The sequence below is a fragment of the Amycolatopsis sp. cg9 genome (genome assembly GCF_041346945.1).
Lineage (GTDB): Bacteria > Actinomycetota > Actinomycetes > Mycobacteriales > Pseudonocardiaceae > Amycolatopsis.
In genome coordinates, this window is the sequence record NZ_CP166850.1 from 1322927 (window position 1) to 1347536 (window position 24610).

The 24610-nt window shown below is 72.5% G+C and carries 25 protein-coding genes and 1 pseudogene; 9 read left to right on the plus strand and 17 right to left on the minus strand.

What is annotated here, in order from left to right; all coding sequences use genetic code 11:
- Positions 1-288: 288 nt before the first annotated feature.
- The 6 genes from AB5J73_RS05875 to AB5J73_RS05900 form a co-directional block, all read right to left on the minus strand.
- A complete protein-coding gene (locus AB5J73_RS05875) occupies positions 289-1242 on the minus strand; it encodes an exopolyphosphatase (protein ID WP_370968688.1) in 954 nt (317 codons plus the stop codon).
- A gap of 140 nt (positions 1243-1382) precedes the next feature.
- Complete coding sequence (locus tag AB5J73_RS05880; protein WP_370968689.1) at positions 1383-2555, minus strand: lytic transglycosylase domain-containing protein; 1173 nt, start codon at positions 2553-2555, stop codon at positions 1383-1385.
- Between the two features lie 140 nt (positions 2556-2695).
- Complete coding sequence (locus AB5J73_RS05885) at positions 2696-3205, minus strand: DUF501 domain-containing protein (protein WP_370968690.1); 510 nt, start codon at positions 3203-3205, stop codon at positions 2696-2698.
- A gap of 24 nt (positions 3206-3229) precedes the next feature.
- Positions 3230-3592, minus strand: a complete 363-nt coding sequence (locus tag AB5J73_RS05890; RefSeq protein WP_370968691.1) for a septum formation initiator family protein — start codon at positions 3590-3592, stop codon at positions 3230-3232.
- A gap of 194 nt (positions 3593-3786) precedes the next feature.
- On the minus strand, positions 3787-5073 hold the full coding sequence (eno, locus tag AB5J73_RS05895; protein WP_086865093.1) for a phosphopyruvate hydratase: 1287 nt from the start codon (positions 5071-5073) through the stop codon (positions 3787-3789).
- 96 nt (positions 5074-5169) lie between these two features.
- Positions 5170-5616: a VOC family protein gene (locus tag AB5J73_RS05900; RefSeq protein WP_370968692.1), complete on the minus strand. Its 447-nt coding sequence runs from the start codon at positions 5614-5616 to the stop codon at positions 5170-5172.
- 72 nt (positions 5617-5688) lie between these two features.
- On the opposite strand from AB5J73_RS05900, the gene AB5J73_RS05905 reads away from it, so the two are divergent.
- Positions 5689-6093 carry a tetratricopeptide repeat protein gene (locus tag AB5J73_RS05905; RefSeq protein WP_370968693.1) on the plus strand — a complete coding sequence of 135 codons (405 nt, stop codon included), beginning with the start codon at positions 5689-5691 and terminating at the stop codon, positions 6091-6093.
- A 224-nt stretch (positions 6094-6317) separates the two neighbouring features.
- On the opposite strand, the gene AB5J73_RS05910 is transcribed toward AB5J73_RS05905, so the two are convergent.
- A complete protein-coding gene (locus AB5J73_RS05910; RefSeq protein ID WP_370972953.1) occupies positions 6318-7064 on the minus strand; it encodes a murein transglycosylase in 747 nt (248 codons plus the stop codon).
- Positions 7065-7434: 370 nt separating this feature from the next.
- Here AB5J73_RS05910 and efeU point away from each other — a divergent pair, with 370 nt between their 5' ends.
- The 7 genes and pseudogenes from efeU (at position 7435) to AB5J73_RS05945 (ending at position 12885) form a co-directional block, all read left to right on the plus strand.
- Positions 7435-8280 carry an iron uptake transporter permease EfeU gene (gene efeU, locus AB5J73_RS05915; RefSeq protein WP_370968694.1) on the plus strand — a complete coding sequence of 282 codons (846 nt, stop codon included), beginning with the start codon at positions 7435-7437 and terminating at the stop codon, positions 8278-8280.
- Positions 8277-9422 (plus strand): iron uptake system protein EfeO, encoded by a 1146-nt coding sequence (gene efeO / locus AB5J73_RS05920; protein ID WP_370968695.1) that lies wholly within the window; start codon positions 8277-8279, stop codon positions 9420-9422. Before efeU ends, efeO begins: the two co-directional genes overlap by 4 nt.
- Positions 9419-10678 carry an iron uptake transporter deferrochelatase/peroxidase subunit gene (gene efeB, locus AB5J73_RS05925; RefSeq protein WP_370968696.1) on the plus strand — a complete coding sequence of 420 codons (1260 nt, stop codon included), beginning with the start codon at positions 9419-9421 and terminating at the stop codon, positions 10676-10678. Before efeO ends, efeB begins: the two co-directional genes overlap by 4 nt.
- A 48-nt stretch (positions 10679-10726) precedes the next feature.
- The gene (locus AB5J73_RS05930; RefSeq protein WP_370968697.1) at positions 10727-11296 is read left to right on the plus strand and encodes a TetR/AcrR family transcriptional regulator; all 570 of its coding nucleotides are present in this window, start codon (positions 10727-10729) and stop codon (positions 11294-11296) included.
- A pseudogene (locus AB5J73_RS05935) lies at positions 11293-11658 on the plus strand (lipase); the annotation flags it as partial. The gene AB5J73_RS05930 and the pseudogene AB5J73_RS05935, both read left to right, overlap by 4 nt.
- 247 nt (positions 11659-11905) lie before the next feature.
- Complete coding sequence (locus AB5J73_RS05940) at positions 11906-12457, plus strand: hypothetical protein (protein WP_370972955.1); 552 nt, start codon at positions 11906-11908, stop codon at positions 12455-12457.
- Positions 12458-12474: 17 nt separating this feature from the next.
- Positions 12475-12885, plus strand: coding sequence for a PPOX class F420-dependent oxidoreductase (locus AB5J73_RS05945; protein WP_370968698.1), 411 nt, complete (start codon positions 12475-12477; stop codon positions 12883-12885).
- A gap of 3 nt (positions 12886-12888) precedes the next feature.
- On the opposite strand, the gene helR is transcribed toward AB5J73_RS05945, so the two are convergent.
- The 10 genes from helR to AB5J73_RS05995 form a co-directional block, all read right to left on the minus strand.
- Positions 12889-15072, minus strand: a complete 2184-nt coding sequence (gene helR / locus AB5J73_RS05950; protein WP_370968699.1) for an RNA polymerase recycling motor ATPase HelR — start codon at positions 15070-15072, stop codon at positions 12889-12891.
- A gap of 8 nt (positions 15073-15080) precedes the next feature.
- A complete protein-coding gene (gene rox, locus AB5J73_RS05955) occupies positions 15081-16514 on the minus strand; it encodes a rifampin monooxygenase (protein WP_370968700.1) in 1434 nt (477 codons plus the stop codon).
- A 27-nt stretch (positions 16515-16541) separates the two neighbouring features.
- Positions 16542-17765, minus strand: a complete 1224-nt coding sequence (locus AB5J73_RS05960) for a glycosyltransferase (protein WP_370968701.1) — start codon at positions 17763-17765, stop codon at positions 16542-16544.
- A gap of 154 nt (positions 17766-17919) precedes the next feature.
- Entirely contained in the window at positions 17920-18483 is a 564-nt protein-coding gene (locus AB5J73_RS05965; protein ID WP_370968702.1) for a hypothetical protein, read from the minus strand.
- Positions 18480-19838 (minus strand): hypothetical protein, encoded by a 1359-nt coding sequence (locus AB5J73_RS05970; protein ID WP_370968703.1) that lies wholly within the window; start codon positions 19836-19838, stop codon positions 18480-18482. The genes AB5J73_RS05965 and AB5J73_RS05970 overlap by 4 nt, the downstream gene beginning before the upstream one ends.
- The gene (locus AB5J73_RS05975) at positions 19838-20641 is read right to left on the minus strand and encodes an ABC transporter ATP-binding protein (protein WP_370968704.1); all 804 of its coding nucleotides are present in this window, start codon (positions 20639-20641) and stop codon (positions 19838-19840) included. Before AB5J73_RS05975 ends, AB5J73_RS05970 begins: the two co-directional genes overlap by 1 nt.
- A gap of 10 nt (positions 20642-20651) precedes the next feature.
- Positions 20652-21482: a zf-HC2 domain-containing protein gene (locus AB5J73_RS05980; protein WP_370968705.1), complete on the minus strand. Its 831-nt coding sequence runs from the start codon at positions 21480-21482 to the stop codon at positions 20652-20654.
- Positions 21479-22036 carry an RNA polymerase sigma factor gene (locus AB5J73_RS05985; protein WP_370968706.1) on the minus strand — a complete coding sequence of 186 codons (558 nt, stop codon included), beginning with the start codon at positions 22034-22036 and terminating at the stop codon, positions 21479-21481. Before AB5J73_RS05985 ends, AB5J73_RS05980 begins: the two co-directional genes overlap by 4 nt.
- Before the next feature lie 54 nt (positions 22037-22090).
- Positions 22091-23023, minus strand: a complete 933-nt coding sequence (locus tag AB5J73_RS05990) for a MazG family protein (protein WP_370968707.1) — start codon at positions 23021-23023, stop codon at positions 22091-22093.
- Positions 23020-24057: a hypothetical protein gene (locus AB5J73_RS05995; protein WP_370968708.1), complete on the minus strand. Its 1038-nt coding sequence runs from the start codon at positions 24055-24057 to the stop codon at positions 23020-23022. Before AB5J73_RS05995 ends, AB5J73_RS05990 begins: the two co-directional genes overlap by 4 nt.
- An 85-nt stretch (positions 24058-24142) precedes the next feature.
- On the opposite strand from AB5J73_RS05995, the gene AB5J73_RS06000 reads away from it, so the two are divergent.
- Positions 24143-24550, plus strand: a complete 408-nt coding sequence (locus tag AB5J73_RS06000) for a hypothetical protein (RefSeq protein ID WP_370968709.1) — start codon at positions 24143-24145, stop codon at positions 24548-24550.
- The last annotated feature ends 60 nt before the right edge of the window (positions 24551-24610 follow it).

Below are 24610 nucleotides of genomic sequence, written 5' to 3' on the forward strand. Positions count from 1 at the left end.
CGTGCCGCTGCTGGTGGGCCGGGGCAGCCAGGCCGCGGCTGAGCCGGACGGTCCCGGACCCGACGTCATGAACGAGTCGTTCACCGCCCGACGACAGGGTCCCGGCAAAGTCAAGACGCGTTCCTCTGCCGGCAACACCGGCTCCGCCAAGGTCGCGAATGACTCATTCGCGACACCACAGCAGCCAGCACCACCCGACCTCACCGGCAACACGGCCCGAAAGCGTCATGAACGGGTCGTTTACCGCGCCCGACGTCGTGAACGACCCGTTCATGACATCCGGGAGGCTCAGGCGAGCGACAGGGCGATGCCGTCGAGGATGTCGTGCTCGCTCACGACCAGCTCGGTCGGGCCGCCGCGGGCCGCGAGCTGCTCGGCGAGGGTCTGGACCACCACGGCGCCGCCGCCGATGACGTCGACGCGGCCGGGGTGGATGACCGGGTTCGCCGCGCGGGTGGCGTGGTCGCTCTGCAGCAGTTCCGAAGCCAGCCGGTCGATGTCCGCCGGGCTCAGCTTGGACAGGTGCACCCGGTCGCTGTCGTACTCCGGCAACCCCAGCGCGATCGCGGACAGCGTGGTCACCGTGCCGGCGACGCCCACCCACGTGCTCGCGCGGGCGACGTCGACGACATCGAACGCGTCGGTCAGCACCTTGCCGGCCAGGTCGCGCGCGGCGGCGATCTCGTCGGCGGTCGGCGGGTCGCTCTTGAGCGCGCGCTCGGTGATCCGGACGCAGCCGATGTCGACGGACTTCGCGGCGAGCACTTCGGCCTGCCTGCCGTCCCAGGTGCCGAGGACCAGCTCGGTCGAGCCGCCGCCGACGTCGACCACGACGAAGGGACCGTCGTCCGGGTCCTGCTCCCCGACGGCGCCGGTGAAGCTGAGCCGGGCTTCCTCGTCCCCGCTGATCACCTCGGCCTCGACGCCGAGGGTCTCGCGGGTCATGCGGAAGAAGTCGTCTCGGTTCTTCGCGTCCCGGGTGGCGGAGGTGGCGACCATGCGCACCTTCTCGGCACCCTTGCGCCGTGCGGCGATCGTGTAGTCGGCGAGCGCGGCCCGCGTGCGTTCGAGCGCTTCGGGCGCCAGCTGCCCGGTGGCGTCGACGCCTTGGCCGAGCCGGACGATCCGCATTTCGCGGTGCAGGTCGCGCAGGTCGACCGTGCCGTCGTGGCGCGGCGTCAGCTCGGCGACGAGCAGGCGGATGGAGTTGGTCCCACAGTCGATCGCGGCAACACGAGGCATGCGATCACCCTAACCGGCGCAGGCATCCCACCCGGCCGAGCGCCCCAATGTGGCGTTGGTTGCGTTGAACGCACCCAATGTGGCGTTCGGTGCGTCAGACGCACCGAACGCCACATTGGGGCGCTTGGGGGTTGGGCCGCTCAGGGCGAGGTGGGCACCACGGTGGTCGTGGTCGTCGGAGTGGTCGACGTGGTGACCGAGGTGACCGTCGCCCCGCAGGTCGGCGTGGGGGTCGTGGTCGGCGGTGGGGTCGTCGTGCCATCGGACGACGGCGGGTTCGTCGGCGACGGCACTGTCGTGATGCTGGTGACCGTCGTCGTGGTCACCGTCGTCGTCGGCGAGGCGCACGGGATCGACGGCTTCGAAGTCGGCACGGTCGGCGTCGTCGTCGGAGGCGGCGCGCTGGTCGGCGTCGTGGTCGGCACCGGGGGCGGCGGGACGGACGGCGGGGCCGGGGCCAGCGCCGCGTTCGGGGCGCCGATCGGGACCGTGCTGTCCGGGACCTGCATGATCCCGTTGCGGTACGCGTCCGCCCAGAGGATCACCGTGTTCACATACGTGTCGGAGTTGTTGTACCGGTAGATCGCGCCGCGCAGCTGGTCCGGCTTGGCCAGGTCGAACCCGCCGGAGCACAGGTAGCGGCCGGTGGCCAGCGCCGCGTCGTAGATGTTGTTCGGGTCCGACTTGCCGTCGCCGTTGCCGTCCGACGCGTAGCCCTTCCACGTTCCCGGGATGAACTGCGTCGGGCCGACCGCGCGGTCCCACACCGGGTCCGTGTCCAGCAGGCCCTGGTCGGTGTCCGGGATCGCGGCGAACCCGCCCTGGCCGTTGAGCTGCGGGCCGAGGATCGGTTCGCGGGTGGTGCCGTTCGCGTCGACGTAGCCGCCGCGGGCGTGGTTGGACTCGATGCGGCCGATGCTGGCGATCAGCGCCCAGTCGATGTGGCACGCGGCCTGCTCGCGGCCGAGGATGTCGGCTGCGTTCCGGTACGCGGAGACCGCGGTGGCCGGGATGCCGAGCGGGCCGTCGGGGAGTTCGTAAGCCGGGAGCGGCAGCGGGGTGGGGGCGCCGGGGAGGGTGCCGTCGACGGCGATCTGCTGGATGGCGGCGTGGCCGGGGTCGTAGCCCTGGCCGAGCGCGGCGTCGCGGGTGTGGTCACCGCTCCCGCCGAGCCAGCCGAGGGTGCCGCCGCCGGCGATCAGCGCCGGGATCACCGCGAAGATGCCGGTGATCAGGGGGTACGCCGTGCGGTGGCGGAGCCCGAGTCTTCGGGTGTAGCTCCCGACTGCGTCTGGCAGCCGCCGCACGCGCATGACTCAGAGCCCTCCTGGCCGGATCGATCCCGCTCTCGGGTGACAGCCTGCCCTACCCGAGGCAAGGTTTCACCCCTTCGAGAAGTCCGATCGGGGTTTTCGCTCACCCAGCCCAGTTATCTCTTCACGCGGCGCGAGTGTTACGCGGCGCAGTCACCCGAGGGCCACCCGTTCGCCTTAAGCATGGCGAGGGTCTCGTCACCGAACGGGTTCACCCCGGGACCGACCGCCAGCGTGTGGGCCACGTGCACGTGCAGGCACTTGACGCGGCCGGGCATGCCCCCCGCGGTGACCTGGTGACCGAGCGGCTCGATGGCGTCGCGCTCGGCGAGGTACGTCTCGTGGGTGCGCTGGTACCGCGCGGCGAGCTCGGGATCGGTCGTGAGCCGCTCGGTCATCTCCTTCATGATCCCGGACGCCTCGATGGTGCCGATCATCGAGTTCAGCTTCGGGCACGTCAGGTAGTAGAGCGTCGGGAACGGGGTGCCGTTCTCCAGCCGCGGGCTGGTCTGCACCACCGACGGGTGCCCGCTCGGGCACCGCGCGGCCACGGCGCGCAACGCCCGCGGCGGCCGTCCGAGCTGCTCCGCGATGACCTCGCGATCGGCTTCGGTGACGGGCTCGAACCGGTGCTGCTGCGTGCTGTTCACGCGCTCAAGGTTAGAGCGTGCCCCTCAGCCGCCCGAGACCTGGTTCCAGAGGTTCTCGTACCAGGAGCTGCCCGCGACCTGCTGCTGTCCCGCCGGCGGGGCCGCGTCCGGTGCCTTGTCCTCCGGCAGCTGGACGATGTACGGCGTCTCGCCCGGCTTGACGTACCGCAGCCGCCGCCGGGCTTCCGCTTCGATCTGCGCGGGGTCGCTCAGCTCCGCCTTGCGGCCCTGGAGCTGAGCGACCTCCTGCTGCAGCTGTGCTTGCTGCGCCTGCTGTTCGCGGACCTCGGTCCGCTGGGCGAGGTACGTGCGCAGGGGCACGGCGATGGTGAACGCCAGCGCGCACACCACGATCGCCACCACCGCCGCGCGGCGGGTGGTGGACATGCCGAGCACCTTCGCCGCGCCCGACGCGCGCTTCGCCGCCAGGCTCCGGCGCAGTCGCGCCCGGGTGGTGTCCGCGTCGGCGGCGCGCCGCCGCACCGCTTCGGGGCGGCGGGCGGCGCGGGCCGGTTGGCCCGCGTGGCCCCGCCGCCGCCTCGGCGGTTGCGCGTCGTCCTCCCCCGGTCCGCCATCGGCGCTCAGCCCTCGGCGCTGAACCGCGGGAAGGCCAGCTCGCCGGCGTACCGGGCGGCGTCACCGAGGGTCTCCTCGATGCGCAGCAGCTGGTTGTACTTGGCGATGCGCTCGCCGCGGGCCGGGGCACCGGTCTTGATCTGGCCGACGCCGGTCGCGACCGCCAGGTCCGCGATGAACGTGTCCTCGGTCTCGCCGGAGCGGTGGCTCATCATCGACTTGTAGCCGAACGACGTCGCCAGCGAGATCGCGTCGAGCGTCTCGGACAGGGTGCCGATCTGGTTGACCTTCACCAGCAGCGCGTTGGCGGCGCGGCGGGTGATGCCCTCCTCGAGGCGGTCCGGGTTGGTGACGAACAGGTCGTCGCCGACGATCTGGACCTTCTCGCCGACCTCGGCGGTCAGGGTGACCCAGCCGTCCCAGTCGTCCTCGCTCAGCGGGTCCTCGATGGACACGAGCGGGTAGTCGCGCAGCAGCTCGGCGTAGTACGCCGACATCTGCTCCGCGCTCTTCTTGCTGCCTTCGAAGGTGTACGCGCCGTCGGCGAAGAACTCCGTCGCGGCGACGTCCAGCGCGAGCGCGACGTCGCGGCCCGGGGTGTAGCCGGCCTTCTCGATGGCCTGCAGGATCAGGTCGAGCGCCTCGCGGTTGTTCGCCAGGTTCGGCGCGAAGCCGCCCTCGTCGCCCAGACCGGTCGAAAGGCCGCGGCCCTTCAGCACCGACTTCAGCGAGTGGTAGACCTCGGCGCCCCAGCGCAGGGCCTCGCGGAAGGTCTCCGCGCCGATCGGCGCGATCATGAACTCCTGGACGTCGACGTTGCTGTCCGCGTGCGAACCGCCGTTGAGGATGTTCAGCATCGGGACCGGCAGCACGTGCGCGTTCGGCCCGCCCAGGTAGCGGAACAGCTCCAGCTCGGCCGACTCGGCGGCGGCCTTCGCGACGGCCAGCGAGACGCCGAGGATGGCGTTCGCGCCGAGGCGGGACTTCGCCGGCGTGCCGTCGAGGTCGACCAGCTTCTGGTCGACGATCCGCTGGTCGACGGCTTCGATGCCGACCATCTCCGGGCCGATCTCGTCGAGCACCGCGGCGACCGCGCGCTCGACGCCCTTGCCGTTGTAGCGGCCGGTGTCGCCGTCCCGCAGCTCGACCGCTTCGTGCTCACCGGTCGACGCACCCGACGGGACCGCGGCCCGCGCCAGGGTGCCGTCGTCGAGAGCCACCTCCACCTCGACCGTCGGGTTGCCGCGCGAGTCCAGAATCTCGCGCGCGCCTACCTGCTCGATGAGAGCCACGCCATGCTCCTCGGTGCGTCGTGCCTGCGGTGACGCGCCCAGCCTAGCCGTCGCCGCAGTTCACCCGTTGGAGGCACGGCCGGTAGCGGGTGGTCCTCAGCCGTCCGTGCGGATGGCCTGCCAGCCGGGCGGCAGCTCGACGGTCTCGGACGTCTGCTGCCAGAACGTCCAGCTGTTGCCGCCGAGGTCGGCGACGGTGAACACCCGGGCGCCGTAGGGCTGGTCCTGCGGCGGGTCCAGCTCGCCTTCGTCCCCGAGCGCGGCCTCGATCCGCCCGAAGTGCTCGTCGACGTCGTCGACGTAGACGATGTTGAGCTGGCCGACCGGCCCGTCGACGCCCTTGGCCTGCCAGTAGTCCGCTCCGACGCCCGCGATCTGGACCTTCGCGTCGCCGACGCGGAGGGTCGCCTGGAAGACCTCGCCCGCGGCGTCGGCGAAGCGGACCTCCTCGGTGAACCCGAAGACCCTGGTCAGCCAGGCGAGCGCCGCGGTGGCGTCGGCGTAGTAGAGGTAGGGCGCCAGGCCCCGGTACCCGCTGCTCATGGCGGCACAGTCCATCACGTCCCGTTCGGCGGCGTGTGCAAGCCCCTCCTCCGGGGTAACGTGGGAGTGACCATGACGGACGCCGCAGCTGCTTCGCAGCCTCCCGAAGAGTCGCGGTTCCATGCCTTCCGCCAGGCCGAAGACCTGGTAACGCGCCGCCGTCCGCTGGACGCGCTGAAGGTGCTGCAGCCCCTGCTGGAGTCCGAGGACGACAAGCCGTCGGTCCACCTGCTGGCCGGGCGCGCGTACTTCCACTCCGCGCAGTTGCGGCGGGCCGAGCAGGCGTTCACCCGGGTGCTGGAACTGGATCCGACCGACCACTACGCACGGTTCATCCTGGGCCGGACCCTGCAGCGCCTCGGCCGGTTCGTCGAGGCGCTGGCCCAGATCCGGATGGCGTCGGCGATGAACCCGGTCCCCGAGTACCTCGAAGCGGCCAACGAGGTCAAGGCGCGCATCGCGCTGCGCGAATCCTGAGCGACCACGGGCACCAGGGCCGTTCGGCCCGCGGCCGGTCAGACTTTCGGCCGATCAGCGCGGGCCCGTCGGCCGATCCGCGGACCCCCTCCCGGCGGCGAAGCTGGTTCCAGACCGAAACCGGGAGGAACCGAAATGTCGATCTTCACCACGTTGGGTGCTTACGCCGGGGTGCTGCTGCTGGTGCTGATGGCCGTCACGCCGTTCTTCGCCGACCGCGAGCTCTAGGGCGCGACACTCGCTTCGGCGTAGGCGTCGGCCGCGCTGAAGACGTCCTGCGCGTACGCGACCGCCTGGTTGTAGAACAGGATCGCGCGCCACCAGCCGGCCGGGGTGCCGAGGTCGTCGCCGCCCGAGCACAGGAAGCGGGCCGCCGTGAAGGCCGCGTCGTCGACGTTCTGCGGGTCCGGCGCGCCACCGTCGCCGTTCGCCCGCTCCTGGTACTTCTTCCACGTCGACGGCAGGAACTGCATCGGGCCGATCGCGTGGTCCCACGACTTGTCGCCGTCGAGCTTGCCGCCGTCGGAGTCGTGCACCGCCGGGACCCCCGGCGAACCGTCGAGGGGCGGCCCGACCACCGGTTTCACCAGGCGGCCGCTCGCGCTGATCGCCGAGAGGTCGAAGTCGCCGCGCTCGGTCTCGACCCGGCCGATGCCGGCGAGGGTCGCCCACGAGAGGTGGCACGTCGGCTTCTGGCGCTGCATCCACATCTCCGCCCGGCCGTACGCGGCGAGCACGCGCGCCGGGATGTGCGTCTTGCCCGCGACGCGGGTCGCCCACGCGTCCAGCTCGGCCTGGTCCGACACCTGGGGCCGGTCGACCGGGGCGGCGAGCCCGGCTCGCGGCGCTTCGGCGCCGGGCTGCGGGCGCTGCTCCGGGATGGCCAGCGCGGGCTGGACGGCCGGCGGTGCGGCGGGTTCGTCCGGGTTCTGGACACCGATGGTGACCACCAGGACCACCCCGGTGACCACCAGGCCCAGCGAAAGCGCGATCCGGCCGACGTACCGCCTGGGCGGGCCGCCCGGGGGCGACGACGGAGGCGTGACGGTCGGCTGAGCGGTTTCGGCCACCCGATCAGGTTACGGAGCCACTCAAGAGGGACCCCCGGGCGCCTGACCAGGCAAGCGGAGGGTAAAAACGAGGCCGCTGCCAGCGACGTCACAAAATTCGTTATCGAGTCGACGCGCAAGGCCCTGACCTGCGGTTACCCTAACCTAACTTCGCGGTCGAGTCCCTTTTGCCCGATTGCATCGTTTCGAGCCGACGGCCGCCCGCTGGACTTACAGGTGAGCCTTACCTAAAAACTTCCTGGAGCCAGCAGAACCCAGGGAGGCGGAACCGGTGTTGTTCTCGAGCGCGCTGATCGGGCTGCGGGAAGGCCTGGAGGCCGCGCTGGTCGTCAGCATCCTCGTGGCCTTCCTCGTGAAGACCGAGCGGCGGCACGCGCTGCGCTGGGTGTGGCCCGGCGTCGGCGCCGCGGTGCTGCTGTCGGTCGCCGTCGGCGCGATCCTCACCTACACGACCGCGCAGCTGTCGTTCGAGCACCAGGAGCTGCTCGGCGGGAGCCTGTCGATCGTCGCCGTCGTGTTCGTCACCGCGATGATCTTCTGGATGCGCAAGGCGTCGAAGAGCATCGCCGCCGAGCTGCGCGGGAAGATGGACGACGCGCTCGACGTCGGCCCGGCGGCCGTGCTGCTGCTGTCGTTCCTCGCGGTCGGGCGCGAAGGGCTGGAGACCGCGGTGTTCTTCTACTCCGCCGTCCAGACCGCGCAGTCGGACACCGTGCAGCCGCTGATCGGCTTCGCCATCGGCATCGCGGCCGCCGTCGTGCTCGCCTGGCTGCTCTACAAGGGCGCCGTCCGGTTCAACCTGGGCAAGTTCTTCACGATCACCGGCGTCCTGCTCGTGTTCGTCGCCGCCGGCGTGCTCGGCTACGGCCTGCACGACCTGCAGGAGGCCGCGTTCCTGCCGGGCATCGGCACCCTCGCCTTCGACGCTTCGGCCACGCTGCCCGAGACGTCCTGGTACGGCGCCCTGCTGAAGGGCATCTTCAACTATTCGCAGCAGACGACCGTGCTGCAGGCCGTCGCGTGGGTCGCCTACGTCGCCATCGTGCTGCCCCTGTTCCTCAAGCCCAGCAAGAAGACCGCGCCGGCGCCCGCCGCCGCGGCCGCCTCGAAGGAGTGACCGTGCGCAAGACCACCCCGCTGGCCGTCGTGGCCGGCGCCGCCGCCCTGGTGGCGCTGTCCGCCTGCGACAGCAAGAGCGACACCGCGGGTGCCGCGGCGGCAGGCGGCCCGATCAAGGTGTCGGCGTCCGACACCGCCTGCGAGGTCTCCGCCACCACCGCCGGCGCGGGCAACGTGACCTTCGAGATCACCAACAAGGGCACCAAGGTCACCGAGTTCTACCTCTACGCCGAGGGTGACCGGATCATGGGCGAGGTCGAGAACATCGCGCCCGGGCTGAACCGCCGGCTGATCGTCGAGGTCGCCGACGCCGGCAAGTACCAGACCGCGTGCAAGCCGGGCATGGCGGGCAACGGCATCCGCGGCGACTTCACCGTCACCGGCGGCGTCGCCAAGCAGAACAACACCGACGCGCAGAAGGCGCAGGCCACCAAGAGCTACGCCGACTACATCGCGAACAACACCGCCGCGCTGCAGGAGGAAACCGGCAAGTTCGCCGACCTCGTGAAGGCGGGCAAGGTCGACGAGGCGAAGGCCGCGTACGCGCGCACCCGCGTCTACTACGAGCGGATCGAGCCGGTGGCCGAGAAGTTCGGCGACCTGGACCCGGCCATCGACGTCCGCGAGGCCGACCTCGAACCGGGCCAGCAGTTCACCGGGTTCCACCGGCTGGAGAAGGACCTGTTCAAGACCGGCCTGCAGGCGGACAGCGGCCAGATCGCCGACAAGCTGGTGACCGACGTCAAGGACCTGGTCGCCAAGTCCAAGACCCTGGAACTGTCCGCTTTGGACCTCGCGAACGGCGCGAAGGGCCTGCTCGACGAGGTCGCGACCGGCAAGATCACCGGCGAGGAGGAGACCTTCTCGCACACCGACCTCTGGGACTTCCAGGCCAACCTGGACGGGTCGAAGGGCGCGATCACCTCGCTGCGGCCGATCCTGCAGGCGAAGGACCCCGCCCTCACGTCCACTTTGGACAAGGAGTTCGCGAACGTCCAGGGACTGCTGGACAAGCAGCGCGCCGGTGACGGCTTCAAGCTCTACACCGAGCTGTCCCAGGACCAGGTCAAGGAGTTCGCCTCGGCCGTCGACGCGCTGAGCGAGCCGCTGAGCAAGGTTGCGGAGGTCGTCTCGAAGTGACGTCGGCAGAGGGCACGCGGGTTTCGCGGCGGAAGCTGTTCGGCCTGGCGGGCGCGGGGGTCGCGCTCGCGGGGGCGGGAGCCGCCGCCGGCATCGGGATCGACAAGGCGACGAGCGGCAGCGCCGAGGCGTCGGTGAACACCGTCGACTTCCACGGCGAGCACCAGGCGGGGATCGTCACGCCGACGCAGGCGAACCTGCACTTCGCGGCCCTCGACGTGACCACGAAAGACCGCGAGAAGCTGCGTCAGCTGTTGAAGACGTGGACCGACGCGGCCCGCCGGATGACCGCCGGTCAGGAGGTCGTGGCGGGCGGCGCGATCGACGGCGGCCAGTACGCCCCGCCCGGCGACACCGGCGAGGCGCTCGACCTGCCGGCGGCGAACCTGACGCTGACCATCGGCTTCGGCCCGTCGCTGTTCGACGGCCGGTTCGGCCTGGCAGGCAAGCGGCCGCCGCAGCTGATCGACCTGCCGCTGTTCCCGAAGGACAAGCTCGACCCGGCCCGCAGCGGCGGCGACCTGTGCATCCAGGCCTGCGCGGACGACCCGCAGGTGGCGGTGCACGCGGTCCGCAACCTGGTGCGCCTCGGCTTCGGCGTCACCGAGGTCCGCTGGTCGCAGCTCGGTTTCGGCCGCAGCTCGTCGACGTCGCGGGCGCAGGCGACGCCGCGGAACCTGTTCGGCTTCAAGGACGGCACGAACAACATCAAGTCCGAGGACACCGACATCCTGCGCGACCAGGTGTGGGCCGAGGCCGGCGACGGCCAGGCCTGGATGGCCGGCGGTTCGTACCTGGTCGCGCGCCGGATCCGGATGCACATCGAGACGTGGGACCGCGAGTCCCTCGACGGCCAGCAGCAGATCGTCGGCCGCACGAAGGGCACCGGCGCCCCGCTCGGCCAAGCCGCGGAGTTCGACGAGCTGGACCTGGAGGTCGGCGGCGCGGGCGGCGAGAAGGTGATCGCGGCGGACGCCCATGTCCGGCTGGCCTCGCACCAGGCCCTGAAGGGCGTCCGGATCCTGCGCCGCGGCTACAACTTCGTCGACGGCTCCGACGGCGTCGGGCACCTGGAGGCGGGGCTGTTCTTCCTGGCGTTCAACCGGGACACGCGCACGCAGTACGTGCCGATGCAGCAGGCGCTGTCGTCGAAGGACGCGATGATGGAGTACGTCCAGCACACCGGTTCGGCGCACTTCGCGGTCCCGCCGGGCGTGACCCGCGAGTCGAGCTGGGCGGACGCCCTCTTTTCCTAAGGTATTTAGGCTGAGCTACACTCCCTTTAGGCAAGAGGGAGTGAGTTCATGGTTCGAGCCGGGCTGACCACGGAGCGCGTCGTGCGCGCCGGCGCGGAGCTGGCCGACGAGGCCGGCTTCGACAGCGTGACGCCGTCGGAGCTCGCGCGGCGCTTCGGCGTCAAGGTCGCGAGCCTGTATTCGCACGTCAAGAACGCGCACGACCTGCGGACGAGGATCGCGCTGCTCGCACTGGACGAGCTCGCCGACCGCGCCGCCGCCGCGCTGGCGGGGCGGGCGGGCAAGGACGCGCTCGTGGCCTTCGCCGACGTCTACCGCGACTACGCCCGGGAACACCCCGGCCGCTACGCCGCCACGCGGTTCCGGCTCAACCCGGAAACCGCCGCCGCGAGCGCCGGGCCCCGCCACGCCGAGATGATGCGCGCGATCCTGCGCGGCTACGCCGTGACCGGCCCGGACGAGACGCACGCCGTGCGCCTGCTGGGCAGCGTCTTCCACGGGTACGTCGACCTGGAGGCGCACGGCGGGTTCGACCACAGCTCGCCGCCCTCGCCGGAGTCCTGGAACCGGATCCTCACGGTGCTCGACACCGTGCTTCGCGATTGGCCCACCGCATGATCACCACCCCGCTGACCGCCGGCCTCGTCCGCGGCGCCGTCGAACTCGAGCGGACCGGGCGCGGCCTCGCCCCGCACCGGCTGCCCGCCCGGGCCCGCGCGCAGAACACCGACCCGCGCCTGGCCGTCGCCGAAGCGCAGCCCGCCGGTGTGCGGGTGCGGTTCCGGACCAGCGCCGACGTCGTCGAACTCGAGACGGTGCCGACCAAGCTCGTCTACACCGGGGCGCCGCCGCGGCCGGACGGGGTGTACGACCTGGTCGTCGACGGCGAGCTCGTCGCGCAGGCGAGCGTGGCCGGCGGCGCCACGCTGACCGTCGACCCGCGCACCGGCGCCGGCGAACACCGCGACGGCCCGGCCGGCACCGTGCGGTTCGACGGGCTGGGCGCGCGCCCGAAGGACGTCGAGATCTGGTTGCCGCACCACGAGATCACCGAACTCCTCGCCCTGCGCACCGACGCTCCCGTCGAGGCACTGCCCGAGCGCCGGGTGTGGCTGCACCACGGCAGTTCGATCAGCCAGGGCTCGAACGCCGCGAGCCCGGCCGGCACCTGGCCCGCGCTGGCCGCCACCGCGGCCGGCGCTGGCCGCCACCGCGGCCGGCGTCGAGCTGGTGAACCTCGGGTTCGGCGGCAACGCGCTGCTCGACCCGTTCACCGCCCGCGCGCTGCGCGACACCCCCGCCGACCTGATCAGCGTCAAGCTCGGCATCAACGTCGTCAACGGCGACGTCATGCGCCTGCGCGCGTTCGGCCCGGCCGTGCACGGCTTCCTCGACACCATCCGCGAAGGCCACCCGGACACGCCGCTGGTCGTCGTCTCCCCGCTGTACTGCCCGATCCACGAGCGGACGCCGGGGCCGGGCGACTTCGACCACGAGGCGCTGGCCGCCGGCGAGGTCCGGTTCCGGGCGACCGGGGACCCCGCCGAGCGGGCCGCGGGCAAGCTGACCCTGGAGGTCGTCCGGGCGGAGCTGGCCCGGATCGTCGCGCGGCGGCAGGCCGAGGACGCGAACCTGCGCTACCTCGACGGCCTCGAGCTGTACGGCGAAGCCGACTTCGCCGAGTTCCCGTTGCCGGACGCCCTCCACCCGAGTCCCGCGGCCCACCGCCGGATCGGCGCGCGGTTCGCCGAGCTGGTCCTTGACTTCAAGGGAGCTTGAAGTCCGAGACTGGCCGCATGTTCACGGACGCAGAACTCGCCTACCTCGCCTCGCAGCCGCTCGGCCGCCTCGCCACCCGCCAGCCGAACGGGACGCTGCAGGCCAACCCCGTCGGCTTCCGCTACAACCCGGACGAGAAGACCGTCGACGTCACCGGGCACAACCTGCGGAACAGCAAGAAGTTCCGCAACATCGCGACCGACGACCACGTCGCCTTCGTCGTCGACGACCTCCCGTCGACGAACCCGTGGCGCGTGCGGTGCCTGGAGATCCGCGGCCGCGCCGAAGCGCTGACCGGCGTCAACCTGCCGGACAACCACTTCGACGACGCCGTGATCCGCATCCACCCGGAGCGCATCCTCGCGTTCGGCGTCGAGGACTGGGACCGCGAGCCGCTGGAGCTCGAGACGAACATCCGGAACGTCTGAGCGTCACGGCACCGGCACCGGGGTCTCGGCGAGCCCGGCCAGCTCCGGCGGCAACGGGCCCCGGTGCAGGACGCCGAGGCGCTGGGTGGCCCGGGTGAGCGCCACGTAGAGCTCGGCCGCGCCGCGGGGCCCGGCGGCGAGGATCCGGTCCGGGTCCACGACCAGCACGGCGTCGTACTCCAGGCCCTTCGTCTCGGACGCCGGCACGGCGCCGGGCACCCCCGGCGGCCCGATCACGACGCTGGTGCCTTCGCGCCCGGCTTCGGCGCCGGCGAACTCCTCGACGGCCGCGGCGAGTTCGTCGTCGGTGACCCGCCGCGCCCACGGCTGGACACCGCACGCGCGCACCGATTCCGGCGGCCGCACGTCGGGCGCGAACCCCGCCAGCACCGCGGCGGCGACCCCCATGATCTCCGCCGGGGTGCGGTAGTTCACCGTCAGCGAGCGGTAGACCCAGCGGCCGGGCACGTACGGGTCCAGCATCGCGGCCCACGACCGCGCCCCGGCCGCCGACCGGCGCTGGGCGAGGTCGCCCACCACCGTGAACGACCGCCCCGGGCAGCGCCGCATCAGCACCCGCCAGTCCATTTCGGACAGTTCCTGGGCCTCGTCGACCACGACGTGCCGGTAGGTCCAGTCCCGGTCCGCCGAGGCGCGCTCGACGAGCGTCCGGGTGTCGGTTTCGACGAACCGGTCCGCCAGGTCCTCGCCGTAGAGCAGGTCCTTGGCGACCAGGCCGACGTCCTCGTCGACGTCCTCGCGCTCGATGAGGTTGTCCAGGACGTCGGCGGCGTAGGCGGCCTTCGCCTTGCGCTCGCGCTCAGCCGCCCGCTCCACCGCCCTCTCGGCCGCGAGGTCCCGGCCCAGCAGGTCGACGAGCTCGTCGAGCAGCGGCACGTCCGACACCGTCCACGCGTCGCCCTCGGCCCGCGCGAGCACGGCGTCGCCGCCCGCCGCGCGCAGCCGCTCCGGCGACGAATACAGCTGCGCCAGCAGGGTTTCCGGGGTCAGGATCGGCCACAGTTCGTCGAGCGCGCGGGTGAACACCTCGTCGGCGTTCAGATCCTTGACCAGTTCGGCCCGGAACCGTTCCCAGTCCTCGCGGTCGTCGCGGCTCAGCCAGCCCTGGCCGATCCGCTTCATCGCCCGCTCGGTGAGCACGTACGTGACGATGTCGGCGAACACCGCGCGGGCTTCGTTGTGCGGCTGCCCGCTGTCCCGCGCCTCCTGCCGGGCCCACTCCGCGGTCGCGGCGTCGATCCGGACGGTCGCGTCCCGCAGCTGGATCTCCACCGGCTCCCCGGGAAGCCGTTGCCGGTCGGCGATGGCGGCCGCGAGCACGTCCAGGATCTTCCGGGAACCCTTGAGCCGCGCGGCTTCCGGCGCGTCCTCGGCGGTGACGTGCAGGCCGGGCACGAGGCCGCCGGTCGTCGTGAAGACGACGTCGGTCTCCCCGAGCGACGGCAGCACGCGCCCGATGTGGTTCAGGAACGCCGGGTTGGGCCCGACCACGAGCGCGCCGTGCCGTTCCATCCGCTCCCGCTGGGTGTAGAGCAGGTAGGCGACGCGGTGCAGCGCCACCACCGTCTTCCCGGTGCCCGGCCCGCCTTCGATCACCAGCACGCCGGGGTGGTCGAGCCGGATGATCTCGTCCTGCTCGGCCTGGATCGTCGCGACGATGTCCCGCATGCCTTCGCCGCGCGGCGCGTTGACGGCGGCGAGCAGCGCCGCGTCCCCCGACGCGTCCCCGCCCGGCCGGCCGAGGTCCTCGTCGGTGAAGTCGACGACGTCCCGCCGGTGGGTGTGGAACTGCCGCCGGCGGCGCATGCCCTCCGGGTTCGCGCCGGTGGCGGTGTAGAACGGCCGCGAGGCCGGCGCCCGCCAGTCGAGCAGCACCGGTTCGTGGTCGTTCTCCTCGTCGAACAGCCCGATCCGGCCGACGTACGAGCGCTCCCCCGAATCGGCGTCGAGCCGCCCGAAGCACAGCCCGTTGTCGACGACGTCCAGCCGCCGCACCTCCCGGCCCAGCGCCCGCACCCGGACGTCCCGTTCCATGGCGCCGACGTCGTTGCCGCCGAGCGACGCCTGGTACTCGGCCCGCACGCGCTCGCGTTCGGCGTCGAGCCGGGCGTAGAGCCCGGCCACGTGGGCGCGTTCCGCGCGCAGTTCCGTTTCGTGTTCCGTCATGCGTCCCCTCACGCCTCGGCCGGCGCGCCGAACCACCGCGCCAGCCGGTCCCGCAGTTGTTCCTGGTCTTCGCCCACCCAGGCGACGTGGCCGTCCGGCCGCACGAGCACCGCGGACACGTCCAGCTCTTCGCTGACGTCCACGACGTGGTCGACCCGGTCCGCCCAGCCGGCCACCGACAGGCTCCCGGTCTGGTCGAGCAGCAGCCCGCGGCCGCCGTGCATCAGGTCGTACAGGCGCCCCTGCTTCAGGGTGAGGTCCCGCAGCCGCCGTCCGGCCAGGTCGTGCTCGTCGCCGAAGTCGTAGCGGATCTCGATCCCGACGATCCGCCCGATCAGGTACCGGTTGACCTCCTCGAAGTCCATCAGCTTCGCCAGCAGCCGGCGCACGGCCTGCGGCCCGGCGTCGGGCCGCATCAGCTCGCCCTGGGCCCGGGTGTTGTCCAGCACGTCGGCGGCCACCGGGTGCCGTTCGGCCTGGTAGGTGTCGAGCAGCCCGGCCGGGGCCCACCCGCCGAGCTCGGCGGCCAGCTTCCAGCCGAGGTTCAGCGCGTCCTGGAGCCCGAGGTTGAGGCCCTGCCCGCCCAGCGGCGGGTGGATGTGCGCCGCGTCGCCCGCGAGGAAGACGCGGCCGTCCCGGTAGCGCTCGGCGAGCCTCGTCGCGTCGCCGAAGCGGGACAGCCACAGCGGCGAGTGCACGCCGAAGTCGGTGCCCGCGTACACGCGCAGCTGCTGCCTGAACTCCTCGAGGGTCGGCGGGACCGAACGGTCTTCGCTCACCTGCGCGGCGGGCACGAGCACCCGGTACCGCCCCGTTTGGCCGAGCGGGCCGAGCCCGAAGAACTTCTCCGTCTTGCGGATCTCGGTCACGATGGCGGCCACCTCCTCCGCCGGCGCGGTCACCTCCATCTCGCCGAGCAGCGTCTCGTGCCGGGCGGGCTCGCCGGGGAACCCGATGCCGAGCAGCTTCCGGACGGTGCTGCGCCCGCCGTCGCAGCCGACGACGTAGCGCGCCCGCAGCCGCTCACCCCCGGCCAGCTCGACGGTGACGCCCTCGTCGTCCTGGCTCAGCCCCACCACCTCGGCACCGGGCCGGATCTCGGCGCCGGCTTCGACGGCGTGCTCGGTCAGCAGCCGCTGGGTGACCGGCTGCGGGATGCCGAGGACGTACGCGTGCGCGCTGTCCAGCCGTTCCGGCCACGGCTTGTCGATGCCGGCGAAGTACCCGGCCATCTGGAACTGCTTGCCTTCGGCGAGGAAGCGGTCCAGCAGGCCGCGCTGGGCCATCACCTCGATGCTGCGCACGTGCAGGCCGAGCGACCGCACCTCCTTCACCGGCTCGGGTTCGCGCTCCAGCACGAGCACCCGCACGCCGTGCAGCCGCAGTTCCGCGGCCAGCATCGTGCCGGTCGGGCCGCCGCCGGCCACGATCACGTCGATCATGAATCTCCCCTGTTCGTCGAAGCTGGTTCAGGCGGGCTGGGTTTCGCGGCTGCCGAGCAGCAGCGCCGCGGCCACTTCGGCGCCGTCGGCGCGGATCGTGGCGGCCACCGCGGCCGCCCGCGCCCGGGTCGACGGCGCCAAGGCCGTCTCGAGCGCGGCGGACAGCGAAGCGACGGTCGGCACCGGACCGTCGTGGGCGACCCCGGCACCCAGCCCGGCCACCCGGCTCGCCCAGTACGGCTGGTCCGTCGCCTGCGGCACCACGACCTGGGCCGCGCCGGCCCGCGTCGCGGTCATCGTGGTCCCCGCCCCACCGTGGTGCACGACGGCCGCGACCCGGCCGAACAGCTCCTGGTGGTTGACCTCCCCGACGACGAAGCAGTCGTCGCCGTCGTCGAGCAGGTCCAGGTCGGCCCAGCCGCGCGAGACGACCACGCGGCGCCCCTGCGCCCGGACCGCCTCGACCGCGACCTGGGCGACGTCCGCCGCCGCGGCCATCGGCATGCTCCCGAAGCCGACGTACACCGGCGGCTCACCGGCGGCCAGGAACTCCTCCAGCGCGGCCGGGAGCGGCCGCTCGTCCGGCACGACCCACGCGCCGGTCTGCCGGACGTCGAGCCCGGGCACCGCCTCCCACGGGTCCAGCACCGGGTCCGTGGCCAGCCAGATCGGGTTCCGGAAGACGTACCCGCGGACGTCACCGACCGGCGGCAACCCGTTCGCGACGCGGTTGGTGTCGAGCGCCTCGCCGAAGAGCGCGTTCACGTTTTCGGCGTCGTGCTCCCACAGCACCCGGTTGTCGGTGACCCCCGCCGGGAACGGCTTGCCCGGGTACGCCAGCGGCGCGTGGTGCGGGGACGGCAGGACGACCTTCTGGAAGGTCACGACCACCGACGGGATGCCCAGCTTCTCCGCGACCGACAGCGCGCCGGCCATGGTCGGCAGCAACCCGGTCGCCACGACCACGTCGCACCCCTCGGCCGCCGCGGCCACGACGTCGAACTGGGCCGCGATCAGCTGCGCGGCGCGCTCGGGCAGGGACGACCGCCCGGGCGCCGCCTTGGTCAGCGCCTTGGCCGACGGCCCGTACGGCACGAACTCCACCCCGGCCTCGGCCAGCCGCCGGGCGAAGTCCTCGTCGGGCGGGGCGCACACCCGCACCTCGGCGCCCTGGGCCCGCAGCGCCACCCCGAACCCCGCCATCGGTTCGACGTCCCCGCGCGACCCGTACGTAGACAGCAGAACACGCACTCGCAAAACCCCCGTTTGATCCCCCGAGCCGGGGTTTTCCGGCTCAGGGCGACGATTTTGCGGGATGACCGGGGTCTTGCGGCAAGCCCCCCAGTGCGATATACGTTTAACATGGAGGGAGTTGGTTTTCCTCCATTCACTCTTCCGGGGTCCTTCAGCGACGCCCTCCCCAGCCCGTGTATGCCACCGCACCGGTGACCGCGAGCACTACCGCCGTCCAGGTGGCCGCCGGTGTTCCCGGGGGTTGCAGCAGCCACGCCGTGACGCGGGTGGCCGTCGTGTCGTCCGGCGGGACGAGCGGGCTGATCGCGCACCAGGCCAGCGGCAGCGTCCAGCCGAACTGCCCGCCCGCGACCGTGGCGGCCAGTCCCGCCAGCCCGGCCAGCCCCGCCGCGTCCCGGGTGACGATCGACAGGTCGACCGCCCCCGGCCCCAGCTCCTGCACGCCGGCCACCAGCGCCCCGGTGGCCACGCCGATCAGCGCGAGGTGCGCGAACCGCCGCAGCGGCCACGGGAGGGCCGCCGCCCGGTCGAGGTCGGCGTCCTGCCCGCTCAGGCCGATCGCCGCCACCGCGACGCCCGCCGTCAGCGTCACGACCGCCGGGATCACGCTCCAGGAGTCCCGCCCGAGCAACCACACCCCGGACGTCACCACGAGCAGCGCCGCGGCCGCCGCCGGCAGCTGGCGCGAGCGGGCGTACAGCGCGGCCCACCTCATCGGAGCGCTCCGGGGACGAGTGTGTCGAGCGGTTCGCCCTCGCAGGTCAGCAGCGATCGCCGCAGCGCGGCGATCCGGGTGGCTTGCACTTCGGGTGGCAGGGCGCGGAACTTCGCCCACACCTGTTCGACGGCCGGGAATTCCCGCTTGAACCAATTCCGGGTGTATTCGGGCAGCGGTTCGAGCTTTCCGGTGAAGTAGGCCGCCGCGATCGCCCGGGCGGCCTGGTCCGGCAGGCTGCCGACGCTCGGCCGCAGGCAGCTGGGCACGCCGGCCCCGGACAGGACGGCCAGCCGCAGGTCGCCGGCGCCCGCCGTGAGCAGGACGTCGTTGCGCTGGAAGTCCAGGTAGACCACGTGCGGATCACGCGGCCCCGGCCCGGTCACCGAGGGCGCCGCGACTTGTTCTTCGATCCGGGCCGGCGGATCGGGCAGTTTCGCCAGCATCGCGAGCGCTTCACGGCCGGGCCGGTCCAGCGCGGCCAGCCGCTCCCGGTGCAGTTCGGACACGCAGATCGGCCCGTCGCAGACCTGCCGGCCGGCGACGCCGTCGATGGTGAGCGCGTCGGCGGGCACCGCCGGGAACAACGGCAACGCCACAGCGACCCCGGCGACCAGCGGCAGCAGGCTGAGCAGCCGCGCCCGCACCGAACGCGCGGACAGCAGCAGGAACGCGGTCACGGCCAAGCCGAGGAACCACGCGGCCTGCCCGAGGTCGAGCGACACCGTCGTCGTCACCATCTGGCCGCGCGGCTCCGCGAGCGTCGGCGCCAGCGGACCCACACGGGCGGGGAGCACCGGATCCACCCCGGTCTCGAGCGACATCCAGCAGAGGATCGTCAGGACGAACGCCAGCACGGCCGCCCCGGGCGCGGCCAGCGGGTGCGGCAGCAGCCGCCCGACCGCCAGCCCGAGCCAGCTGCCCGCGAGGACCCCGAGCGACCCGACGAGCAGCACCGGCATGAAGCCGAGCGAGAAGAACCCGTCGTGCGCGAGGATTTCGACGGCCCCGACGGCGAACACGACCAGGAACCCGGCCACGCTCAACCCACCGACGGCCCCGGCCAGTTTCGCCGCCCGCTGCCACCCGGGCCGCGAAGTGGTGGCGAGCAACTCGACCACGCCCGACCGGCTGTCGCGCATGCCCTGGATGGCACCGGCCCCGACGACGACGGGCCAGAGGAAGACCAGCAGGAACCGAAGCCACAACGCGGTGGTGGTGCTGTGCGCGGTCCACGGCGCGGGCGCCTTCCACCACGGACCGGAGAGCAGGAAGAGAAACCCGAGCGCGACGACGACGAGCGCGAGCCCGGCCCAGGGCGCGATGGAGCGGCGGAGTTCGGTGCGGAGGACCATCACCACGCCCCCGTGCCCGGTTCGTGGTTCAGCAAAGCCGAATAGCCGCGCTCGATCGGGCTGTCGCCGACGTGCTCCAGCGTCCCCGCTTCGGCCAGCTCGCCCGGTGTCCCCTGGAACACCAGCTTTCCCCCGGCGAACAGCACCACGTCCGTGCACGCCGTCGCGACGTCTTCCACCAGGTGCGTCGAAATCAGCACGCACGAGTCGCGGCCGAGTTCCTGCACCAGTTCCCGGAACCGCACGCGCTGCGCCGGGTCGAGGCCCGCCGTCGGCTCGTCGAGCAGGAGGATGTCCGGGTCGTTGACGATCGCCTGGGCGATCCCCACCCGCCGGACCATGCCGCCGGACAGGGTCTTCATGCGGTCGTCGGCGCGGTCGGCCAGCCCGACGCGCTCGATCGCGCGCTGGACCGCGCCCGGGATGTCCTCTTTGGACATCTCCTTGAGCCACGCCAGGTACTCGACGAACTCCCGCACCGTGAACCGCTTGTAGTAGCCGAAGTTCTGCGGCAGGTAGCCGATCCGCCGGCGCAGAGCGCGCTGGCCGGTGTGCCCGCCCGCTTGCGTGCCGAGCAGCGTCAGGCTGCCGTCCGCCGGCCGGAGCACCGTCGCGAGTGCCCTGATCAGGGTCGTCTTGCCCGCGCCGTTGGGCCCGAGCAGACCGTGCACCCCCTGGCCGAGGGACAGGTCCAGCCCGTCCACGGCCATCTTCCGCCGCCCTACCCGCACCCTCAGCCCCTGCGCCTGGATCTCCCAGGCGTAGGTCGCCGGTGCGACCTCGGCGGCCCCCACTGCCCGCATGTCTTCCTCCCTAGTGGTGCGCGCCGAGCCTGGTGTACGCCGCCCGGTGCAGGGCGACGACCACCGTGGTCAGCGCGAAGATCCCCGCCCACACCGGCAAGGCGCCGGTGGTGAGCGCAAACGCTTGTCCCCGCTGGACGAACGCGGGCAGCACGACGATCGCCACCCACACCGCGATGAGCGCGTACGCCGCCCGGCTGACCCCGATCACCCCGCCGAGCGCGAGCGTGCCGGTGGTGAACGCCAGGCTCGGCAGCAGCCAGAGCGCCGGCGCGGTGCCGGCCAGCCACCCGGCGACGCCGAGCACCGGCAGGACGACGGCGAGCACCGCCACCGTCCGCCGGGCGACCAGGTAGAGCCCCGCCCGCGGCGTCGCGGCGACGACCTCGTACGCCGGGTCGAGCCCCCGCGCCCACGACGCCGCGACCCCGAGCACCGGCAGCACCGGGGCGAAGAGCTGCACCGCCGGCACGTCGACCACCGCGTGCCAGACGCCGTCGAGCAGCACCGCGACCAGGGTGACCGCCACGATCATCGCCAGCCACGGCGCCATCGCCGGCGTGACCCAGGTGTCGAGCCACCGCCACCTGCGCCGCCGCCGGGGCCGCGGCTTCGGCACGGGCGGCCCGTGGAACGGGACGCCCGACAGCCGGAACTCGATCTCGGGCGCGAGCCGGTTCCAGACGACGTCCACCACCGGCTGGACGGGCGCGACCTCGGCGACCTTCGCCCGGCACACCCGGCAGCTCTCGAGGTGGGCCTCCAGGCCCCACAGCTGGTCACCCGGGAGGTCGCCGCCCGTCACGTACACGGCGATGAGCCGGTCCGGCGCGTGGTTCATGACAGTGCCTCCCGCATCGCGATCCGCGCCCGGCGAGCGCGGGTCTTGACGGTTCCTTCCGGCAGTCCCAGCAGGACGGCGGTTTCGCGGACGGTCAGCCCGTCGAGCACCATCGCCTGCAGGACCGCCCGCAGTTCGGGCGCGAGGTCGCGCAGCGCGTCGCCGATCTCGTCGCCCAGCGCCACCGACAGCGCCTCGTCTTCGGCCGCCGCCACCGGCGCGCAGTCGAACGCGATCGCCGGCGGCGGCTGCGCGTGGTGCGCGCGACGGCGGAACGCGTCGACCAGCCGGCGCGCCGCGATCGTCCACACCCAGCCGACCGCGCTCCCGCCGGTGACGGCCCCCGCGAACGAACCCGCCGCCCGCCAGACCGCCAGGTACGTCTCCTGCATGACCTCGGCGACGATCTGGTCGTCCGCGCACCGGCGGCGCAGGCGCACGGCGAGCCAGGGCGACGTGCGGCGGTAGAGCTCCTCGAACGCCGCGCGGTCGCCCTTGGCCGTGCGCCGGACGAGGTGCTCCTCGTCCGCGCTGTCCAGTGGCAGGTGTCTCACACCAGGCAAGACGCCCGGTGATCGGAAACGGTTCTCACCCGGATGTGTGCTGCGTCACACCGAACGGGCGGGCCAGAACTTCCGCCAGCCGTCGGCCTCGAGGGTCGTCGGCTCCAGCCCGGCGTCGCGGGCGGCCTGCTCGGCAGCCCGGACGTCCTGCGCGAACTGCTTCGCCAGCGCCCGCAACTCGCCTTCGGGGTCGACGCCCGCGCGCCGCGCCGTGGCCGCGATGCGGAACAGCTGGGCGGCGGTTCCCGACCCTTCGGGGAAGAGGTCGAGCGGGATGCCCGCCCGGCCGGAGCGCTGCCCCAGCTTGCCCGCCAGCGCGACGGCGGGCTGCCCGAGCGCCACGCCGTCCACAATGGACTTGCGTTGCTTCTCGCGCTGCTTCAGCTCTTCCCACTTGAGGTTCTGGTGCTCGACCGTGTGCACCTTGTCCGCGTCGGCGAACACGTGCGGGTGCCGCCCGATCAGCTTCGCGACGAGCGCGGCGGCGACGTCGTCGATGCCGAACGGGTCGGCGGGGTCTTCGGCCGCGACACGCGCGTGGAACAGCACCTGCAGGAGGACGTCGCCGAGTTCCTCGCGCAGCGCCTCGCGGTCGCCGTCCTCGATGGCGTCGAGCAGTTCGTAGGTTTCCTCGACCAGGTACTGCCGCAGCGATTCGTGCGTCTGGACCGCGTCCCACGGGCAGCCGCCCGGCGAGCGGAGCCGGTCCATCACGTCGGCGGCCTCGACCAGGGGCGGCACCGGCGTCTCGATGACGACCGCGCCGGTCGCGATGAGCAGCGACGCGGCGGGCTCGTCGCGGGAACCGGCGAGCAGCACGACGTCCCTCAGCGAAGGCGCCTCGGTGACGGCCGGGACCCCGAACGCGGCGGGGTCGACGTCCGTGGCCGCGTAGACCGCGGACGACTCACGAAGGATCTTCAGTGCCGCGCCGGGCAGCGTCGTCCCGCGGACGACCACGACGACACCCGTGGTCACTGCTGCGCGGGAGCGGCACCGCGCACGGGCAGCACGATGCCCTGGGTGGCGTCGGAGTTCGGCACGAGGTTCATGCCCACAACATCCCACACGCCGTAACGCGGGTTGACGCGCAGTCCGCTCTGCCCGAGGTACGGCTGCAGCAGCCGGGTGCCGATGGACGTCAGCTGCGCGTCCGTCGGCTTCTGCGCCTCCTGGTCGGCCGGCACGGCCTGGTCGGTGCCGCGGGCGCGGATGACGAAGACGAACCAGTCCGGGCTCTGCGGCTTCTGCGCCTGGAAGACGACGACGCTGTTCTTCTCGGAACCGAAGAGCGCGGTCTGCGCGAGGCCGGGGTACTGCGCGGCACCGAAGAGCTCGGCCGTCTGGCCGGCGGAGTACTCGCTCTCCGGGGCGGGCATCCCGGTTTGCTGGGCCTGCTGGGCGAGCTGGGCGTCCTTCTGCGCCTGCTGGATGACCCCCTGGACCTTGCCGGGGTCGTCGGCGATTTCCTTGGCGAGGTCGAAGGCGCGGGTGCGGGCCGCCCGGTCGTCGTCCGCGGTCGCCTTGATGCCGATGTAGTCGGCGCCGACGGACAGCTTCGACAGCGTCTTCTGGGCGAGCTGCTGCTCCAGGACGACGTCGCTCGCGACCTCGTTGCGGTCGCGCAGCTTCGAGACGATCTGCGTGACGGCGACCTGGTCGCCCTGCCCGGTGTCGGTGACCGGGGCCGCGGTCACCTGCGCGGCCAGCCCGGCGATCTTCGCCTGGTCCGCGACGAGGTTCTCCTGCTTGGTGGCGCGCAGGGTCAGCTCGTGCAGGACGGTCTGCCGGACGATCTCGCGGCCCAGCAGGTCGAGCTTGTGCTCACCGGCGAGCTTCTTCGCGTACGGGTGTTCGCGGACGGCCTGGTCGATCATCGACTGGACCGAGTCGAGCGAAACCGACCGGTCGCCGACGATGACGGCGCTGCCGACCTGGCTGGGGCCCGCACCGCACCCGGCGAGCAGAAGAGCACCGGCAACGACCGCGACCAGCGCGCGAGGGCGCCCCATGATCCGCATCACAACGCATACCCTCTCACACCATCGGTGCCGAACCGCAACACCCATGGGGTGTCGGCGGCCGTAATGTCGACTTATGGACCATTGGCTGACCATCGAAGTCTTCGACGGTGAGCACACGGCCACGACGTGGCGGCTCGCCTACGGTGACGCACTCGCGGAAGCGGCGCTGACGAACGGCGCCGAGCAGTGGGTGTGGCACGAGCACCGGTGGGGTGTGGTGCTCGAGATCGAGTTCGGGAGCGAAGAACGGCGGGACGCGTTCCGGAGCCTGCCGGTGGTGACGGCGGCGTTGGACGCGGTTCCGGATCCGGCCCGCGGACTGCTGGTGTACCCGGGGCGCGGCGGGGGTTCGGGGTCGCGGATGCCGCGGAAACCCCGGCCGCTGCCGATGGCGGGCGCCGGCGCGGTGCCGGTGCCGGAAGAGCAGGTGCGGATGGGACTGGCGCAAGCGCACCCGCCGATGTTCAGCGAAGTCGGCTGACCCGGGATTCGTGAAGGCCACCGCGAGGAACTCGTCGTTCCTCGCGGTGGCCTTCACGTA

Bases quoted from the DNA above. Each gene is read 5' to 3' on its own strand.
- AB5J73_RS05945 (WP_370968698.1), top strand. From the start codon at position 12,475: ATGTTCACGGACGCAGAACTCGCCTACCTCGCCTCGCAGCCGCTCGGC.
- AB5J73_RS05980 (WP_370968705.1), bottom strand. From the start codon at position 21,482: ATGAACCACGCGCCGGACCGGCTCATCGCCGTGTACGTGACGGGCGGC.
- AB5J73_RS05995 (WP_370968708.1), bottom strand. From the start codon at position 24,057: ATGGGGCGCCCTCGCGCGCTGGTCGCGGTCGTTGCCGGTGCTCTTCTG.
- AB5J73_RS06000 (WP_370968709.1), top strand. From the start codon at position 24,143: ATGGACCATTGGCTGACCATCGAAGTCTTCGACGGTGAGCACACGGCC.
- AB5J73_RS05930 (WP_370968697.1), top strand. From the start codon at position 10,727: ATGGTTCGAGCCGGGCTGACCACGGAGCGCGTCGTGCGCGCCGGCGCG.
- AB5J73_RS05965 (WP_370968702.1), bottom strand. From the start codon at position 18,483: ATGAGGTGGGCCGCGCTGTACGCCCGCTCGCGCCAGCTGCCGGCGGCG.
- AB5J73_RS05875 (WP_370968688.1), bottom strand. From the start codon at position 1,242: ATGCCTCGTGTTGCCGCGATCGACTGTGGGACCAACTCCATCCGCCTG.
- AB5J73_RS05900 (WP_370968692.1), bottom strand. From the start codon at position 5,616: ATGAGCAGCGGGTACCGGGGCCTGGCGCCCTACCTCTACTACGCCGAC.
- rox (WP_370968700.1), bottom strand. From the start codon at position 16,514: ATGATCGACGTGATCGTGGCCGGCGGCGGCCCGACCGGCACGATGCTG.
- AB5J73_RS05880 (WP_370968689.1), bottom strand. From the start codon at position 2,555: ATGCGCGTGCGGCGGCTGCCAGACGCAGTCGGGAGCTACACCCGAAGA.
- AB5J73_RS05905 (WP_370968693.1), top strand. From the start codon at position 5,689: ATGACGGACGCCGCAGCTGCTTCGCAGCCTCCCGAAGAGTCGCGGTTC.
- AB5J73_RS05975 (WP_370968704.1), bottom strand. From the start codon at position 20,641: ATGCGGGCAGTGGGGGCCGCCGAGGTCGCACCGGCGACCTACGCCTGG.
- AB5J73_RS05890 (WP_370968691.1), bottom strand. From the start codon at position 3,592: ATGTCCACCACCCGCCGCGCGGCGGTGGTGGCGATCGTGGTGTGCGCG.
- helR (WP_370968699.1), bottom strand. From the start codon at position 15,072: ATGACGGAACACGAAACGGAACTGCGCGCGGAACGCGCCCACGTGGCC.
- AB5J73_RS05970 (WP_370968703.1), bottom strand. From the start codon at position 19,838: ATGGTCCTCCGCACCGAACTCCGCCGCTCCATCGCGCCCTGGGCCGGG.